The sequence below is a fragment of the Streptococcus sp. FDAARGOS_522 genome, assembly GCF_003812445.1.
In the GTDB taxonomy this organism is placed as follows: Bacteria; Bacillota; Bacilli; order Lactobacillales; family Streptococcaceae; genus Streptococcus; species Streptococcus agalactiae.
This window is the reverse complement of sequence record NZ_CP033808.1, coordinates 503,512-521,680: the sequence shown is the minus strand read 5'-3', so window position 1 is coordinate 521,680 and position 18,169 is coordinate 503,512. Positions and strand designations below refer to the sequence as shown.

General features: G+C 35.2%; 18 protein-coding genes and 1 pseudogene. All 19 read right to left on the bottom strand.

Features of this window, described 5'->3' with window-relative positions:
- Positions 1-13 precede the first annotated feature (13 nt).
- The 19 genes and pseudogenes from EGX70_RS02625 to EGX70_RS02535 all read right to left on the bottom strand — a co-directional run bounded on the left by EGX70_RS02625 (position 14) and on the right by EGX70_RS02535 (position 18,112).
- Positions 14-1,327 (bottom strand): cell wall metabolism sensor histidine kinase WalK, encoded by a 1,314-nt coding sequence (locus tag EGX70_RS02625; RefSeq protein ID WP_000042577.1) that lies wholly within the window; start codon positions 1,325-1,327, stop codon positions 14-16.
- Entirely contained in the window at positions 1,311-1,991 is a 681-nt protein-coding gene (locus EGX70_RS02620; protein ID WP_000590620.1) for a response regulator transcription factor, read from the bottom strand. The genes EGX70_RS02625 and EGX70_RS02620 overlap by 17 nt, the downstream gene beginning before the upstream one ends.
- A gap of 161 nt (positions 1,992-2,152) precedes the next feature.
- On the bottom strand, positions 2,153-4,702 hold the full coding sequence (locus EGX70_RS02615) for a M1 family metallopeptidase (protein WP_000859382.1): 2,550 nt from the start codon (positions 4,700-4,702) through the stop codon (positions 2,153-2,155).
- Between the two features lie 145 nt (positions 4,703-4,847).
- Positions 4,848-5,501 carry a phosphate signaling complex protein PhoU gene (gene phoU / locus EGX70_RS02610; RefSeq protein ID WP_000946330.1) on the bottom strand — a complete coding sequence of 218 codons (654 nt, stop codon included), beginning with the start codon at positions 5,499-5,501 and terminating at the stop codon, positions 4,848-4,850.
- 33 nt (positions 5,502-5,534) lie between these two features.
- Entirely contained in the window at positions 5,535-6,293 is a 759-nt protein-coding gene (gene pstB, locus EGX70_RS02605) for a phosphate ABC transporter ATP-binding protein PstB (protein ID WP_000193363.1), read from the bottom strand.
- A gap of 11 nt (positions 6,294-6,304) precedes the next feature.
- Complete coding sequence (gene pstB, locus EGX70_RS02600; protein ID WP_000852851.1) at positions 6,305-7,108, bottom strand: phosphate ABC transporter ATP-binding protein PstB; 804 nt, start codon at positions 7,106-7,108, stop codon at positions 6,305-6,307.
- Positions 7,109-7,119: 11 nt separating this feature from the next.
- Positions 7,120-8,007 (bottom strand): phosphate ABC transporter permease PstA, encoded by an 888-nt coding sequence (pstA, locus tag EGX70_RS02595; RefSeq protein ID WP_000992189.1) that lies wholly within the window; start codon positions 8,005-8,007, stop codon positions 7,120-7,122.
- Positions 7,997-8,914 (bottom strand): phosphate ABC transporter permease subunit PstC, encoded by a 918-nt coding sequence (pstC, locus tag EGX70_RS02590; RefSeq protein ID WP_000795716.1) that lies wholly within the window; start codon positions 8,912-8,914, stop codon positions 7,997-7,999. The genes pstA and pstC overlap by 11 nt, the downstream gene beginning before the upstream one ends.
- A gap of 45 nt (positions 8,915-8,959) precedes the next feature.
- Entirely contained in the window at positions 8,960-9,826 is an 867-nt protein-coding gene (locus EGX70_RS02585; RefSeq protein WP_001873504.1) for a phosphate ABC transporter substrate-binding protein PstS family protein, read from the bottom strand.
- 178 nt (positions 9,827-10,004) lie between these two features.
- Positions 10,005-11,315: an RsmF rRNA methyltransferase first C-terminal domain-containing protein gene (locus tag EGX70_RS02580; RefSeq protein WP_000775401.1), complete on the bottom strand. Its 1,311-nt coding sequence runs from the start codon at positions 11,313-11,315 to the stop codon at positions 10,005-10,007.
- A gap of 67 nt (positions 11,316-11,382) precedes the next feature.
- Positions 11,383-12,147, bottom strand: a pseudogene (locus tag EGX70_RS02575) (inositol monophosphatase family protein).
- The gene (locus EGX70_RS02570; protein ID WP_000625903.1) at positions 12,137-12,418 is read right to left on the bottom strand and encodes a UPF0223 family protein; all 282 of its coding nucleotides are present in this window, start codon (positions 12,416-12,418) and stop codon (positions 12,137-12,139) included. The pseudogene EGX70_RS02575 and the gene EGX70_RS02570 overlap by 11 nt, the downstream one beginning before the upstream one ends.
- Positions 12,411-12,824 (bottom strand): Spx/MgsR family RNA polymerase-binding regulatory protein, encoded by a 414-nt coding sequence (locus tag EGX70_RS02565; protein WP_000631264.1) that lies wholly within the window; start codon positions 12,822-12,824, stop codon positions 12,411-12,413. The genes EGX70_RS02570 and EGX70_RS02565 overlap by 8 nt, the downstream gene beginning before the upstream one ends.
- 42 nt (positions 12,825-12,866) lie before the next feature.
- On the bottom strand, positions 12,867-13,799 hold the full coding sequence (locus tag EGX70_RS02560; protein WP_000690921.1) for a bifunctional riboflavin kinase/FAD synthetase: 933 nt from the start codon (positions 13,797-13,799) through the stop codon (positions 12,867-12,869).
- 12 nt (positions 13,800-13,811) lie between these two features.
- On the bottom strand, positions 13,812-14,696 hold the full coding sequence (gene truB, locus EGX70_RS02555) for a tRNA pseudouridine(55) synthase TruB (protein ID WP_001873502.1): 885 nt from the start codon (positions 14,694-14,696) through the stop codon (positions 13,812-13,814).
- Positions 14,697-14,787: 91 nt separating this feature from the next.
- Complete coding sequence (locus tag EGX70_RS02550; protein ID WP_123947885.1) at positions 14,788-15,219, bottom strand: GNAT family N-acetyltransferase; 432 nt, start codon at positions 15,217-15,219, stop codon at positions 14,788-14,790.
- A 12-nt stretch (positions 15,220-15,231) separates the two neighbouring features.
- On the bottom strand, positions 15,232-16,503 hold the full coding sequence (locus EGX70_RS02545) for a DUF2130 domain-containing protein (RefSeq protein ID WP_123947883.1): 1,272 nt from the start codon (positions 16,501-16,503) through the stop codon (positions 15,232-15,234).
- Positions 16,504-16,536: 33 nt separating this feature from the next.
- Positions 16,537-17,127: a restriction endonuclease subunit S gene (locus EGX70_RS02540; protein ID WP_001135934.1), complete on the bottom strand. Its 591-nt coding sequence runs from the start codon at positions 17,125-17,127 to the stop codon at positions 16,537-16,539.
- A 106-nt stretch (positions 17,128-17,233) separates the two neighbouring features.
- The gene (locus EGX70_RS02535) at positions 17,234-18,112 is read right to left on the bottom strand and encodes a CPBP family intramembrane glutamic endopeptidase (RefSeq protein WP_001209260.1); all 879 of its coding nucleotides are present in this window, start codon (positions 18,110-18,112) and stop codon (positions 17,234-17,236) included.
- Between the last annotated feature and the right edge of the window lie 57 nt (positions 18,113-18,169).

The window sequence follows — 18,169 nt, the reverse complement described above, 5'->3', positions numbered from 1 at the left end:
GGACTAACATGGCCTAACCTTTTAAATTTGGTAGTTTTATCTTAAAAATACTGCCTCTAGGTTTATTATCAATTACTGTAATATTACCTCGCAGTGAGTTAACGATTTGTTGAGCTAAAGAAAGGCCGAGGCCAAACCCTCCTTGTTGTCGTGTTCTTGCTTTGTCAACACGGTAAAAACGATCAAAAATTCTGACTTTATCCTCCTCTGAAATTCCTGGTCCATTATCAGCGATTTCTAAAAAGAGATACTTATCAGTTTCAGATATGGTAAAGTCAATGCTACCATCATTGTCAGTATATTTTATAGCATTATCAAATAAAATAGTCATGAGTTGTTTTAGCAGTGTCTTATCTGTTTTGAAACTATCTTGGATCATATTATGTCCAGTAAAATTTTTACCATTCTCTTGGGCGATTAGATCATAATTCTCAAAGATACTATCAAAAAGTGTAGGCTTAATAACAGCTAATTCTGGTTTGATTCCATCATCACGTCTTGCTAAGTTTAAAAGATTAGTGGTTAAAATACGCATATTTCGTACTTCATCTAGACTTGAAGCGATATTTTCACTATTTTCTAAAATGGTGGCATTCGGTTTTCTGAATAGCGTTTCTAGGCGATTTTGTAAGACAGCTAGGGGAGTACGCAGCTCGTGGCTAGCATTTTCGACAAAAGCCTTCTGTCTTTCGTAGTTTTCTATAATCGGTTTTTGTGCCCATTTAGCTAAGTAGATACTTGCTCCAATTGAAATAATCCAAAAAGTAGTCATGACAAATATAATAATTTTTTCATAGCGTTCTTTAGCATTTACTAATTGATCAATATTAACAATAGCTGTCATGTAAGTCACATTAGGATAAGCAGGGTTATTAACTTTTACGGTGACAGCATGATATGTCTCATCTTGACCAAAGATGTTGGTTAAAGTTAATTCACTAATGCCACCTAGATTTTTTTTATTAGGTTTTAAAAACTGATAGTTTGAAAATGCGTCAAAATAGTTAATGACTTCTTCTTCTGATGTAAAAAGAATAATATCAGTATTAGCTACTGTCTGACCGCCGGGTTTTAACTTGACACTTGCGATATTGGAGTTATCTAGGTAGGCAGCAGTACGTGACATAACCATATTGATGTAATTTTTAGGATGGGTACTGATATACTTTAAACTACTATCAACAGAAGAATAAACACCATAGCGCATGACTTGGAGGATGATAACAGTCATAACCAGAAAAATACCACTAAAAACTGTGAAAAAATGGATAAAATGACTATCTGAGACATTTTTTTTGAATTTACTTATCTTAATCGGTTTCGACATGCTTTAAAATATATCCTACACTACGCAAAGTTTGAAGGTTTTCTGAAAAAAGTGTTCCTTTTAATTTTTTCCGAACCTTAGAGACATAGACTTCTACAACTGAAATCGTTGTATCACTATCAAATCCCCAAATACGATCAAAGATTTGAGATTTCGGTAAGATAACATTTTGATTTTGAAGGAAATAGACTAAAAGATCAAACTCTTTACCTAAGAGCTCAACTTCTGTTTGATTAACAAAGGTTGAGTTAGTAGACATGTCTACGCGAATATCACCATAAATTAGGCTGTTATCATTAAATTTTCCAGAACGCTTTAAAAGAGCCTGAATTCGCATTTTTAGTTCTTCTAGGTAAAAAGGTTTTGTTAGATAATCATCAGCACCTAAGTCGAAACCTTGTCCCTTATCATCAATGCTTTCTTTAGCGGTCATTATTAATACAGGGGTTGTAATACCTTTTTCACGTAGCTCTTTCAACACTTGGAAGCCGTTTTTTTCAGGTAACATGAGATCTAGAAGAATCAGATCATAGACTCCACTTTCGGCTTCGTAAAGACCCTCTTCTCCATCAAAAATTTGCATGACATCGGCAAAGTCATCAAGGAAATCAAAAACGGAATTGGAAAGACTCAAGTCATCTTCAATTAATAAAATTTTTATCATAGTATATCCTTTCGATGTACATATTTTATCTGAACTATTAATATTAGAATACCAAACTTTGCTTAATAAATCCTAAATAAAGTATGTTTTATGTCAACTAATTTCATGACACAGACAAAGAAATAGAGATTGAATAATCCATCAATCTCTATTTGAGTTTATTAGATATATTTTTTGATAGTATTGATAACTTCTTCTTTTTGCTTCGTGATTAAAAGGACACGAGCAGAAATTTCTTTAATTCCCATTGAAATATTACGGCTAATCGCCATATCGCTTAATTGAGGCTCGAAAAAGTTTTTATATTGTTCAAGGCGTTCTTCTGTTTTGAAACTACTTGAGGGATAAATCACAAATTTATCAAAACTCATATCACCACCTAGAGTTGCTTTGATCCATTCCCAGTTTTCTTGGGCCCACTCCCAGACACTTTCTTGTGTAAAAGAATTTTTAAGGAAAGTAGCATACCAACTCATAGCTAAGTCTTGTGGTTTCACAATATCTTTATTTTTCCAATCTGACAATAATTTCTTGAGTGTCTTGCTATCTGTAGTATGAGATAAAGCACTCGCTAGTTGTCGTTTGAAATTCCCATCGGTAGTAGTACTATAAGTCTCTAATAACAAGTGGCTAAGTTCTTTGGATTCGAAATGCTTCATTTCATTGGTAAGAACTAACAGGCGAATTGCAGCTGGTATAGCAGCGATATTATTTTCGTGGGCTTTAAAAATATGGTGAGCTTCTTCAATAGCATGTTCATTATCTGAGTAGAGAGCAAGGCTTAGGGATAGATGACGGACCATTTCGCTATCATCTCCTTCTCCTTCTCTTTTTTCAAAGCCAAGTCTATTAAAATTAAATGCTGATAATTTATTAACAAATTCTTTAAAGTCGAATTCATCTTGGCTATCTTCCTGGACGAATAAGGATAAACCATCAATAACACTCTTAATAGCAGAGTTAACAAGATATGATGTCTCTTGGCTCAAAAGAGAGACTAAAGGTATTAAACTACTATATGAAATCATACCACTTTCAGCAAGTAAATGACGTTCTTGTACAATTTGTAGTTTAGAAATGTTATCCATAAGAGGAAGATCAGAAATGATATGCTCTAAGAGTTGACCTTGATAGTTAGTAATGTAATGTGCAGTATTTTCAGTATTGAAACGCAGTGCACCATTTTCTTTGTTCTTTTCAGCTAACTGACTAAAATTGGGGATTACTACCGTTTCCTCGGTTAATATCTCTGGGATTCCTTCCCAATTACTATTAAGAGGAATTTGCCACAAGCGAGACTTATCTTCGTGTTCACCAATAAAGAATTGTTTTTGAGTTAAAATGAGCTCATCTTCTTCTATTTTGGCTGCCATCACAGGGTATCCTGGTTGCTCTAACCAAGAATCCATGAAAGCTGCAACATCTTTTCCTGAGGTTTGAGAAAGTGCATTCCAAAGGTCACGACCAATAGTATTTTGATATTGATGTTTTTCAAAATAAATTTTTAGTCCTGCGGCAAAATCTGTATCGCCTAACCAGCGACGTAACATGTGCATGAGGCGGCTACCTTTTGCATAAACGATAGCTGGATCAAAAAGTGTGTTAATTTCATCAGGATGATTGACCTCAACGTGAACAGATTGGACGCCATCTGTGGCATCACGCTTAAGAGCTAATGGTAGACCACCTGTTTGAAAGTCTTCAAATATATTAAGTTTTGGTTCAATATAATCAATTGATACATATTCCATCATATTAGCAAATGATTCATTTAACCATAAATCATCCCACCATTTCATAGTAACGAGGTTACCAAACCACTGGTGAGCTATTTCATGTGCTACAACTAATGCTACTTGCTGACGGCTGGAAACACTAGAGTTCTCATCTACTAAAAGATAGACTTCACGATATGTTACTAATCCCCAATTTTCCATAGCTCCAGCAGAAAAATCAGGTAGAGCAACGTGGAGTGACTGAGGAATAGGATAACGTACACCAAAGTAGTCCTCATAAAACTCAATAACACGCACAACGATATCTAAAGAAAAATCTAATTCATTTAACTGATGGGCTTTTGTGGCATATGAGCCAACAAGAGTGCCGTTTTTGGTATGTGTTGTTTTACCATGCAATTCCCCCAAGGCAAAAGCTAATAAATATGAGGACATTTTAGGTGTGGTGTCAAATGTCCATAAACCTGTTTCTTGACGTTGTTCAGCATTGATTTCCGGCATATTTGAAAGAGCAATCTCTCCTTCTTTTTGATCGAATTTTAGGCTCAAATCAAAGGTTGCTTTTGCTTCTGGTTCGTCAATACTTGGGAATACTTCACGAGCAAAATGACTTTCAAATTGTGTGGAGATAACCTCTTTTTTGATGCCATTAACTGTATAGTAAGATGGATACATACCTGTCATATTATCGGTAATGTGACCGCTGAATTCAAAGACTAATACCATGCTACCAGTTTCATGCAATTGAATATGCATAGCTTCATTGTCTTCATCTAGTTGGAAATCTAATGGTTGATTATCTAATAAGACAGATTTAATGGTTAACCCTTTTTGGTGAAAAGAGATATTGTTATCTAAGGCTTCGCCAGACACAGCAACGTTACCTGAAAAGGTTTTAGTTTGACGATTAATATCCAAGAAAAGGTTATAGTTTTCAGGGACAAATTTGGTAACAAAATGTTCTACAGTTTTCATATAACTCCTAACTAATTCAGAAACATTTGAAACATTACTAGTCCTGTATGGGCTAGAAAAGATAGAAAAGCTGTAACAAGATAGTTACAGCTTTTCTATCGCACGAACTATACTTACAATTACCACTCTACAAGCAATAATTATATCATAACTCGATAATTTTTCCAGTTTTTAAATAAACAATCCATTCACAGATATTTTTGCCATAATCTCCAATTCGCTCCAAGTGCATCAATACTTGGAAGTATTCTTTGGCGGCAAATGCTACGTCAGGATGCTTTTGAATTGTTTCAACTACCATTTTTTGGATATCACGGAAGTAATCATCAACTATTTCATCCATTGCTGCTACTTCGTAAGCTTTTTCATCATCACCATTGATATAAGCTGTTAAGGCTTCTTCAAGCATGTTTTTAACTGCTTTTCCCATATTATTGATTTCTAATTCTACTGCTGGGATTCTTTCCTCGCCCTTCATACGGATGGTTGCTTTTGCAACTGCTGCTGCATGGTCTCCCATACGCTCAACATCACTAGTAGCTTTTAAAACGGTAATAACGGTGCGTAAGTCTTGTGATACAGGCTGCTGGAGTGCAATAATTTCCAATGATTTTTTCTCTAACTTCGTTTCAAAGTTGTTAAGCGTTACATCATCTTCTATCACTTCTTTAGCTAACTCTCGATCATGACTGACAAAAGCACGAACTGTTTTTTTGATTTGTCCGATAGCTTCAATTCCCATTGCATAGAATTGGTTATGCAGTTTATCTAATTCTTCATCAAATTTTGATCTTAACATATTGTATTCTCTTTCTGATCTTATTATATGGTATTAACCGAATTTACCTGTAATGTAATCTTCAGTTTCTTTATGTTTAGGATTCATAAACATTTCTTTTGTATTGCCATATTCAATTAAGTTACCGTCTAAGAAGAAACCTGTACGATCAGAAATACGTGAGGCTTGCTGCATAGAACGTGTAACAAGTAACATGGTATATTGATCTTTTAGACCATGTAAAGTCTCTTCAATTTTACCAGCAGAAATTGGGTCAAGTGCAGAGGTTGGCTCATCTAGAAGGATAATTTTAGGCTTGGTAGCAAGGGTTCTGGCAATACAAACACGTTGTTGTTGACCACCAGATAAACCAAGAGCAGAGTCGTGTAATCTATCTTTGACCTCGTCCCAGATAGACGCGCCCTTCAATGAAGTCTCTACGGCTTCATCTAACGTAGCTTTGTCTTTTATTCCTTTGAGTCTAAGACCATAAACAACATTTTCAAATACTGACATAGGAAATGGATTAGGCTGCTGAAAAACCATCCCAATTTCTTTACGAAGTTCTACGGTATCAGTGCGCGGGCTATAAACATTATGTCCGTTATACATCACTGCTCCTGTTAGAGTGACTTCAGGATTTAAGTCTCCCATACGGTTAATAGCTCGTAAGAGTGTTGACTTTCCAGAACCAGACGGACCAATTAAGGCTGTAATTTCATTAGGATAGAAGTCCATTGAGACTTCTTTTAAAGCTTTTTTCTTATTATAGTAAACAGACAAATCACTGACTTGTAAAATAGGTTGTGTCATCTTTTACCTCACTATCCAAATCGACCAGAAACATAATCGCTAGTAGATTGACATTTAGCATTTTGGAAAATGTTATTCGTTTTATCGTATTCGATTAAGTCTCCAAGATAGAAAAATGCAGTATAATCACTAGCACGTGCTGCTTGTTGCATATTATGTGTTACGATAATTATAGTGTAATTTTTCTTGAGTTCAAACATTGTCTCTTCTAGTTGCATAGTTGCAATCGGATCGAGTGCTGAAGCAGGTTCATCCATTAAGAGAATTTCTGGTTTAACTGCGATAGCACGTGCAATACATAATCGCTGCTGTTGACCGCCAGATAAAGTGAATGCTGATTTATGAAGGTCATCTTTTACTTGATCCCATAGAGCAGCTTGTTTTAGTGAGGTTTCGACAACTTCATCTAAGAATTTTTTATCTTTTACACCAGCACGCTCATATGCAAAGGTAATGTTTTTATAAATTGATTTTGCAAACGGGTTTGGACGTTGGAAAACCATTCCGATATGTTTTCGCATCTCGTAAACATTGATATCTTGAGCGTTAACATCAATTCCTTCATACATGATTTGTCCAGTCACGCGTGCAATATCAATCGTATCATTCATACGATTTAAGCTACGAAGATATGTTGATTTTCCACATCCAGATGGGCCGATTAAGGCTGTAATTTTATTTTTTTCAAATTGCATATCAATTCCCTTGATAGCTTCTTTCTCACCGTAGTAAACGTGTAAATCTTTTGTGGTGAGAGCTGAATTTTCTTCAGGGAAGGTAATGATATGGCGTTCGTCCCAATTATATTCTGCCATTACTACTCCTTTTAATTAGACGAGGTTAATTTCGAATGAAGTTTCTTACCGATCGAGCGAGCTGAAAGGTTGAAAATAAGAATAACAACCAATAAGACTGCGGCGCTACCGGCAGATACTTGTGTTGCATCAGGGATTGTCCCTTCGCTATTAACTTTCCAAATATGAACAGCTAAAGTTTCTGCTTGACGGAAAATTGAGATTGGACTTGTAACACTAAGGACGTTCCAATTTGACCAATCAAGTGCTGGAGCAGATTGACCAGCTGTATAAATAAGTGCTGCTGCCTCACCGAAAATACGTCCTGAAGCTAGCACAACACCAGTTACAATACTTGGCAGAGCTTCAGGGACAACGACGTAAATGACCGTTTCCCAACGAGAAATACCTAGGGCCAATCCTGCTTCACGCTGTGTGTGGTGTACATTTTGAAGGCTATCTTCAACACTACGTGTCATTTGGGGTAAGTTAAAAACAGTAAGTGCTAAGGCACCTGAGATAATTGAGAAGCCATATTGAAATTGAACAACGAAGATTAGGTAACCAAACAGACCAACTACAACAGAAGGAAGAGATGACAAAATTTCGATACATGTTCTAACAAAGTTTGTTAAACGTCCTTTTTTAGCATATTCTGAGAGGTATATTCCAGCTCCTAAAGATAGAGGAATAGAAATAATCAGAGTAACAATAAGTAGGAAAAAGGAATTGTATAATTGTATTCCAATACCGCCTCCTGCTTCATATGATGATGATTTCCCAGTTAAAAATGACCAAGATACGTGTGGCAATCCGCGAACAAGAATAAAAATTAAAAGAGAGGCGAGGATTGTAACGATGATAGCTGCAATACTATAGAGTATTGTAGTTGCTAATTTGTCAGCCTTTTTAGCGTTCATAGTTTTTCTTTCCTTCCCTTGTAATTAACTTAATAACTGTATTAAATGCTAAACTCATAATTAAAAGTACTAAGGCTAGCGACCAGAGGACATTGTTTTGTACAGTTCCCATTACAGTATTACCAATACCCATTGTTAGAACAGACGTTAATGTTGCTGCTGGTGTTGTCAATGACGTTGGTAAAATTGCAGAGTTTCCGACAACCATCTGAATTGCTAGAGCTTCACCAAATGCACGTGCCATACCAAAAACAATTGCAGTGAAAATTCCTGGACGTGCAGCGTTTAATATAACACGCCAAATTGTTTGCCAACGAGTTGCCCCCATGGCTAAACTTGCTTCTTTATAGTGACGTGGCACAGCTCTAAGGCTATCTACTGTCATGAAAGTAACAGTTGGTAGAATCATGACGAAGAGGACACAGACCCCAGATAAAATGCCAAAACCTGTTCCCCCAAAAATAGAGCGAACGAAGGGAACAATAATCTGTAAACCAATAAAACCGTAAACAACAGAAGGAATCCCAACTAGTAATTCAACTGCAGGTTGTAAAATTTTAGAACCATATTTAGGTGAGATTTCAGTCATAAATACGGCAGCACCGATAGCAAATGGTGTAGCAATGATAGCTGATAGAATAGTAACAATAAATGATCCAGCTATCATTGGAAAAGCACCAAATGACTTAGCACTTGGTTCCCATTTTGTATTAAATAAGAAGTCTGTTAATTTAACGCCATCAACAAAAAATGTAGATAGTCCTTTTTGAGCAACAAAAATCAAAATCATCGCAACAATGAAGACGATTAGGGCAAGCGAAAGAAAAGTTATTCCTTTACCAAATTTTTCTAATCGAGAGTTTTTTGAAGGAGATGTTAATTTTTTAGCTAATTCTTGATTTTTCATAATTCCTCCTAGGATCAAGATGCTTTATCTAGATGTGATTAAGTTTTATTTTGGGGTTACTTTACCTTCAGCATCTTTAACAACTTTCATGTCGTTAATAGAGATATATCCCATATGTTGTACGATACTACTTTGAACTTTATCACTTTTCATGTAGTCTAAGAATTCTTTTGTTAGACCTGTTTCATTACCTTTTGTATACATATGTTCATATGACCAAAGTTTCCAGTTGTCGGTAGTAACATTTTTAGCTGTTGGCGCAAAACCATTTAGTTTTAATGTTCCGACAGATTTATCAACGTATGCAAAAGCGAGGTATGAAATCGCACCAGGTGTTTGAGAAACAATTGATTTCACCATACCATTTGAATCTTGTTCTTGGCTTTGAATAGGAGCAACATTTCCCATAATAGTATTATCGAAGGTTGCACGGGATCCAGAACTTGCTGCTCGATTGATGATGGAAATATCTAAATCTTGTCCTCCCACTTCTTTCCAATTCTTGATTTTTCCTGCAAAAATATCACGAAGTTGGTGGGTGGTTAGATTTTTAACATTAACTTTTTTATTAACAATAACAGCTAATCCAGCTACTGCGACTTGATGGTCTTTCAATTTCTTAGCATCAATACCATCTTTTTCTTCTGCAAATAAGTCGCTATTACCAATTTGAACAGCTCCAGACTGTACTTGTGATAAGCCTGTTCCTGAGCCTCCTCCTTGGACATTGATAGTCTTACCGAGGTTTGTCTTACCAAACTCATCTGCTGCAGCTTCTACAAGTGGCTGTAAGGCGGTTGAACCAACGCTGGTGATTGATTGACCTTTATCAATCCAATTAGCACAACCAGACAGCGTCAATAAGACGGTGGCTAGCAAGGTTAACAAAAAAATGTTTTTTTTCATTTTCATTTTCCTATTCTTTTGAATAAATTTTGATATTTAGTAGTTGATATATATTACTAAAATCATTGAGTGTTTAATGATTTACAAATAGTAAAAACACACATCACTGTCCCATAGTACCATAAGTTTCTAGGGTTTGAAAAGTATTTCTTTTCCCTTTTTTATTAAAAGTATTCAATAACAGTTATGTCTGAAATCGTAGTCCTTTAGGGTAATAATTTTTAAGAGTATTATTTGTCACTTTTGCAAAACCTAATCCATTGCCTTTTACAAGAATTTGATACCAACCGTTTGGAACAGTCTTGTCTAGTTTGACTACATTTCCAGATACGTACACCTCAAACTGTTCTATATCAATTTCAATAGACTGTACTAGGTCATGTTCGCTAAGTGCCATTCCTAAAGCAAACGATGGCTCAAAACGATTCTTCTTGAAAGTGCCTAGATGGAGACCATTGCGTGCTATTTTTAATTTAGACAAATCGGGGAGACCATTAGGTAGAAGATAGAGTTGGTCGCCGAAAACATCTAAAACACCGTTCAAGTCTATCTTTAAATGGTCTTGTGCAAATTGTTGCCACAATTGTAACTGCATTTTATTTATTTTCTGTGCTTTTGGCTTAATTTTCTGTGCTTCCTTAGATCTAGTATCTCTCAGTTTTGCAACGAATTGTCCTTCACCTTGAAAATGATGAGGGTACATCCTTGCAACTTGTGGTACATTAATCCCTTCAACCATCCCATTTAGTTTAGGAATATCAACAAGTTCTAAGTAATCATACTCTTGAAGGAGCCAATTAACCACTTCTTCGTTCTCTTCTGGTGACCATGTACAAGTAGAGTATACAAGTATACCACCATGAGCTAGCATTTTGATTGCTTCTTTTAAAATATCTCTTTGTAACTGTGCACATTCAGTGGGGTAATCTTTGTGCCAATATTGTATTGCTTGAGGATCTTTGCGGAACATTCCCTCACCAGAACACGGACCGTCAAAAACAATAAGATCAAAAAAAGAATTAAAACATTTGGCTAGTCGTTGGGAGCTTTCATTAGTCACGATAACATTTCTAGCACCAAAACGTTCGACATTTTCGACTAAAATTTTACTACGTTTATTTGAAATTTCATTACTAACTAATAGACCAGTATTGTTTAAATATGATAGAAGGTGTGTTGTTTTTCCACCAGGTGCAGCTGCTAAATCTAGCACTTTCATTCCTTCTTGTGGTTCAGCAATCTGAGCCACTATCTGAGCAGCAGGTTCTTGAGAATAAACAAGGCCAGTTGTGTGTTCTATTGATTTTCCTGATATTTTCCCATAATGCCCCCAAGGGGTACTTGGGATGGCATTTGGAAAATCAAGTTGCTTTTCTTTGAGAGGATTGGTGCGATATGCCGATATGGGTTTTTGTTCAAAACTGTCAAAAAAAGCTTCTGCTTCATCTTTAAGTATAGTCTGATATTTTTCAATAAATTCATTCGGTAATTTCATGTTTCTATTATACTACATAATCACGGGCGTGCAAAAAAACCTTCTATTTAATTAGAAGGTTTTAAGTTTATTTTTTGGTAAGGTAGGATTGGATAAGATTTAATTTCGACTTTGGTAGGAACATTACTTTTTGTCTTGTTGAATAGTTGGGTTCTTCCCCGTCAAGCGTTAATAAGGTAAATCCTAATGTCTCCCCCATGATTTTTGCTGCAGCATAATCCCAAGGTTGAATATACGAAAAATAAGCTAATAATTTGCCCTGCATGACTTTTGCCATGCTAATTCCAGCACCACCATAGATACGAACACCTAAGGTTTCAGAAGCTAAATGGGCAATACCGCAATCATTTTCTGCATACATAGCAGAATTTACTCCAAGTAAGCAACGTTCTAAAGGATGCTCTTAAAAAGGAACAATTTTTTTATCGTTAGCATAGACATCAAAATGTCCTCCCCCGCTGTAAAGAATATCAGCCATAACGTCGTAGATGATACCAAATTGTCCAACGCCTTCTTCGTAATAAGCTAACATAACAGCAAAGTTATCTTTTTGAACAATAAAATTAACAGTTCCATCAATAGGGTCTAAAACCCAAACATTACCTTGTGCAATGGGTGAGCGCACATCATCTTCTTCGGCAAGTATATTATCATCTGGGTAATGTTGAATAATTTCTTGAATTAATAATTTTTGTGTTTTTTTATCAAGACTTGTCACTAAATCATCAAATCGAGACTTTTCCTCAACATCAAAAGTATTTTGCATCTCAGATTTAATGAATTGACCAGCTTTATACACTAATTGTTTAGCGAAATCAAATTTAGCGTCCAAGTGAAATAAATCCTTTCGCTTGTTGTTGTGCTGCTTTAACAGCTTGATAAGTGGAATAACCGCTAGTTCTCTGGAATTCACGGTCAATTTGTTTTTCCTGCGCCTTGGATTTAACAACTTTTTTAAATTCTTTATAGCTATCTAGCAAATCATCAACTTTAATACTATTTTCATAGGCGTGTTCAACTTGATTTAAAAAGCGAAGTACCTTAGTAATATCTTCCGTATTCCATGAAGGATCAAGAGGATAACTATAATTACTACTAATCATGTTTTCCCTCAATTTCAGCACGAATAGTGGCCTGTTTCAGTTCTTGTTTACGATAGTCACGCGGTAAGAAGGCACGAATTTCATCCTCATTAAAACCAATCTGCATACGTTTTTTGTCTAAAATAATTGGGCGTCGTAAAAGACTTGGATTTTCTGAAATTAATTCCATTAATGAAGACGTTGATAATTCGTCTACATCAATAGCAAGTTTTTGAAAGACTTTTGAACGTGTGGAAATAATGTCTTCTGTACCATTTTCTGTAAACGATAGAATTTGTAATAGTTCTTCTTTATTGAGTGGACTTGTAATAATGTTATGCTCTTCAAAAGCAACCTCATGCTTACTTAGCCAAGCACGCGCTTTTCGACAACTAGTACAGCTGGGTGATAAAAATAAGGTAATCATATAACCGCCTCTTGTATTTACTAGAGACTATTATACAAAAAATTAAAGAGTTTGACTATCTTTTTTCCAATTTAAAGCAATTTCTTTATCTTTTTTAAGTTGTTTTACAAGATCGTCAATACCATTAAACTTTACCATTTCTCTGATTCTTTTTAACCAGAAAATTTCAATAGTTTCTCCATAAATGTCGCCATCAAAATCAAAGATATTAGCTTCTAAACGAAGTTCTGTACCACCAAAAGTGATATTTTTTCCAATGCTCGTCATTGCTCTATAATATTTTCCATTAATCAGAACATTGGAAATATAAACACCGTCTGCAGGTAAGTAAGTGCGATTAATAGGAGCTAGATTAGCAGTTGGGAACCCTATAGTTCGTCCTCTAGCATCTCCATGTACTACCATGCCACAGGTTGAAAACTCATAACCCAAAAGTTGGTTAGCTTTCTCAACATTACCCTCTGTAATCAATTGACGAATACGTGTAGAAGAGATTTTTTCACCACCTTCAGAAATTTCATCAATAATATAGACTGGTCCCTTGAAATTACGCGCTAGATAATCACCACTGGTACGATTATGACCGAACTTATAATCAAAACCGACAACAGCAGCTTTTGCTCTGAGACCATAAATATATTTCTTAATAAAAAGGTCAGAAGATACTTTTGAAAAATGACTGGTAAAATTCATTAAATATAACTCATCGACGCCATACTCTTGAAATTTTTCAGAACGTTTTTCTGGAGAGGTAAGATGTAGCAATAATTCAGGTTGGAAGCGAGCGAAGGTTAGACGAGGTGTCTCATTAAACGTTAAGACGACAATTTTCAAATTTTTTTCGGTCGCGATTTTTTTAGCTTTATCAAAGAGGGCTTTATGTCCCAGATGTAAGCCATCAAAATAGCCCAAAACTAAGACGCAATCTTCTTTAGCTTGAATATCTTTATAATCATTAATGTAATGGATTTTCATGATTGACTTTCTTTATAACAATACTTTGTGTGGTTTAAATTCATTGCCACGTTTTTCTAGTATAGCGATAACTCTATTTTCATAAAAAGCTGCTAAGGTATCTGCTTCATTTTCTAATAAGATACGACGTCCGTATGAGATTTCAACTTTATCTTCCTCAGTTAGGTTAACTTTTGGGAGATCTAAAACACCATATTCAATTGGAAGTAAAAATGAAAAATCTTCTTGCTTATATTTTTCATTAATTTCTTCAAGCGTTAATGATTGTGTAATAGATAATCCTGCAGATGAGGTTCTTTTTAGGAAAGACATATGGCTAGCATATCCTAGTTTTATTCCTAGATCAACAGCTAACGTCCTAACATAGGTACCTTTACTGCATGAGACATAGAAACTAAAACGGCAGATGCCTTTTTCGAAGTACAATGGGCTTGTGCGTCTAAATTCAGAAATTGTTATTTGTCGTTTAGGTCGCTCTACTTCTTCTCCTGAACGAGCATATTCATAGAGTTTTTTACCATTTACTTTAACTGCTGAATACATAGGAGGAACTTGTGTAATTGGACCGGTAAAACTTTTCATCGCATGATCCACAACATCCTCGCTAAGATCGGATTGAGTTAGTGGAGTTCTTGAAATGACCTCTCCACTAGAATCTTCTGTACTTGTGGCATATCCTAAAGTGATTTCTCCTTCATAAATTTTGCCACTTTCTGTCATATATTCAATAACACGAGTGGCTTTTCCAACCGCAATTGGTAAAACCCCAACAACATCTGGATCAAGAGTTCCGCCGTGTCCTATTTTTTTTGTATGTAATATCTTTCGAAGCTTGAATACAGCATCGTGTGATGTCATTCCAGCTTCTTTCTTTAAATTAATTATTCCTGTAATCATGTTTTATATTATATCAGTAAATAAGCGGTAACACAAAGAAAGGAGCGTAAAAACTTACGCTCTTTTGGTATAGTGCTATAAGGATTTATACCTAATCTAAATAGTATGAAAAGCCTGTACTAACCTTCTTGAACCCTAGGTTTTCATAAAAATGATAAGCTTCCTGACGATATTCTTTTAAACTGCTATTTAAAGCCAGTACTTCACTTCCATCTGTTTTAGCTAGCTGTTTAACGTGATTAATAAGTTGACTAGCGATGCCTTTACGACGGTGCTTTTCATTAACTACTAGTGCTAAAATACGATAGTAAGTCCCACTTTTTCCAAAAAAGTAAAGTTTATGATATCCAACGAAGGCGAGGAGTTTGCCATTATCCTCAGCTATCAAAAAGCCATAATCTGAATGAGTAAGAATAACCTTTAAAATAGATTGAATCTCTGATAATGATATTGCGTATCCTAATTCTTGATACAAAGGGACTAATTTTTCACTATCGTCTAGTGTAGCAGTTCTAATCTTCATAATCATAACCTCTTAGTCTTTTAGAGCATCGAATTTTGCTTTCATTGTTGGATTTTTTCTTGTTAATTTCTTGACAGAAACATCGTCTAATTTATTATTTGCAAGACGTAGTTGATTTTCAGACGTTGTTAAAGCAGCCTTAACAGCTTCCATACGTTTAATAGATTTATCTATTTCATCGATTGCTTTCTGGAAATTTTTGCTTGCAGAATTATAATTTTTAGCAAATGCATTTTGGAAAATATCTAAATCTTCTTCAAAATGTGTGATGTCAATATTTTGTTCTTTCATCAAAGCAAGCTCTTGTTTATATTTTAAGGTATTGAGTGCTGCATTTCTTAGAATACCAATTAATTGGATAAAAAATTGTGGACGTATAACGTACATTTTAGGGTATTTGTGACTAACATCAACAATTCCAGTATTATAATAGTCATTGTCTGCTTCAAGCATAGTTACTAAAACTGCGTATTCGCAAGATTTTTCACGACGATCTTTATCTAATTCTTTGAAAAAATCTTCATTTTTATGCTTCTTGATAGTATCATCAGACTCATTTTTCATTTCAAACATGATACTTAAAAACTCAAGGTCATTTTCATCCTTTTCTCGATAGATAAAGTCCCCCTTTGAGCCACGACTTGATAATGTATTGTCCTTCTCAAAATAAGCATTAGGAAAGGCCAAATGTCGCACTTTATTAAATTCTGTTTCAGCATAATGTTCTAAACTTTCTCCTACTGCTTTAGTAGACTGTTGAGCTTTGAAGTTTTTATAGAATTCTACTTGTTCATTGGCTGCCTTTAGTTGTACTTCATAATCACTTTTTACTGAAGCTAAAGCTAAATCTTTTTCTTTTTCTTGAATGTGCAACTGATTTTGTATTGCATCTCTTTCTCGTTCGACTTTTGTTAGCGCCTCTTGCAAGCTATTTTCATGCTCTAAACGTAGTCTATCGATTTGGTTTTCAAGGTCGCGAAGCATCATGTCTTTTTGATTTAATTGCTCAGCGAGTTGGTACTCATTGTCTTTGAGAAGATTGTCTTTTTCTATAAGAAATTGTTTGACTTTGTACTGAAGTTTAGCTATCTCCTTGTCTTTTTCTACAACAACTTCCTGTAATTGATTTTTTGCTTGCTCCCCTAATATTAGACGTTCTTTTTCCAACCGTTCACTTACTTCTTTGTCAAAAGCATCTCCGCGAATTTGTTCTAGTAATTGATGGTATTCAGACTCGTTGATGGCAAAAGCTGTTCCACAATGAGGGCATTTGATTTCGTTCATGATAACTCTTCCTATGATGTTTTGTATTTGGTTCTAGCTAAGTTGTTGTCTGATGTCATTTTGGATACGTTCCCACTCCTGCTCTGCACGTGCTATCTTACGTTTGTAATCGTTGAGCCCCTGTTTATAACGTTGGATAAGATAATCCTGTCTAAAAAGCGGGATACTTGGTATTGCAATATTTAACAGTTCCTTTGTGCTAATATTCATCACAGCTTTTCCTTTGTTAGCATTCTCAAGTGCCTGTTGACCTTCTTCTGAATCAAAAAAAAGCTTTAAGTAGTACCCTCTAATGTGTTGTGTAGGCCTTAGTATTGTAATATTAGCAGAGGCAACGACAGGGTAATCTTGCTCTTCAAAAATAGCAACTTTCTTGACAGTTCCTTTTGAAGCGATTAAAACATCGCCTTCCTGAAGTAGATATTTTAAAAGCGATCGTTGTTCATCTTGGAATGTTCTTAAGTTATGGTAGTCAATTCCTAAAGGAGACATATCACTCAAATTAATAATACGGATATCACCTGCTTCTGCTTTTGAAGGCACAGCTTTACCTTTAAAGCAGTCTACCAATTCAGATAATAAATAAGTTTTTTTCTCTGGGTTACTTGTTGGATTTTGTGGCACAATAGACTCCTTTCGTCTTTAAAATATTATATCACAAAACATAGTTTTTTAATACTAAATTAAAAAATAAGCTTTCAGTAAGAGAAGCTTATTTAGATTAAATCTATTAGTCGTAAGGAAAATTCGATTTTTGATAAAGCCAATAACATGCTACGATAAGAACAATACTGGTAATCATGCTTCCTTCCACACCAAATTTTCCACCGCTAATCCAGTCAGCACCATAGGTTTTAACATGGACTAGGGAGTTAGACAACATTGGCTCTCCACTAACTTCGATTCCAAAGACACTCCCTTGTACACAGTTCCAGGCGCCATGAATACCACACGCCCCCCAGATGTTACCTTTTAAAATAACATAGAGCGATAGAAATAGTCCAAAGAGACACAGATTGAAAATCGAGATAAGGCTTACATGATTATTAGCGCTATGCAGAAGACCGAAAAAGATTGAACTGATACTGACAGAAACTATCTTACTATACTTTGTGGCACTCACCGGAAGTAACCATCCACGACACAATATTTCAACAGATGCGCTTTGTACCTGCCATCCAACAGCAAAAATAAGAAACCAAATCAATTTATCAGCTGTAAAACGAACAGTTTCGATAACTCCAGAGCCTGAAATTATTGTTAATATTAAGCAGGCTCCAAAGAGAACGCTCCCGACTAACCATCCTCTAGATAATTCTGTTAGGGCTCCTTCTTTAAATAGCCCTAGAGAACTAATTGGACGCTTCTCTTTAAATTTCACCCACATAAATAACATTACCGTACTAATTGAAGTTGCTAGTAAAATGATTAACTGGACGATATCGCTATCCCACTCTAGTTTCCAAAAATCAAGCGAGATAATCAATTCAATAATAATATAGGTAAGGAAATCTGCTGTAAATAGTAATATCAAAGCCAATAATATAGTTAAAAGGACATGCCTTGATACTTTACCTTTTGCAGTTTCCTCAAAAATAGACTCTCTCATAAATATCTCACTTTTATCTAACTTTATACTGTTATATTATACAATTAAGATTACTTG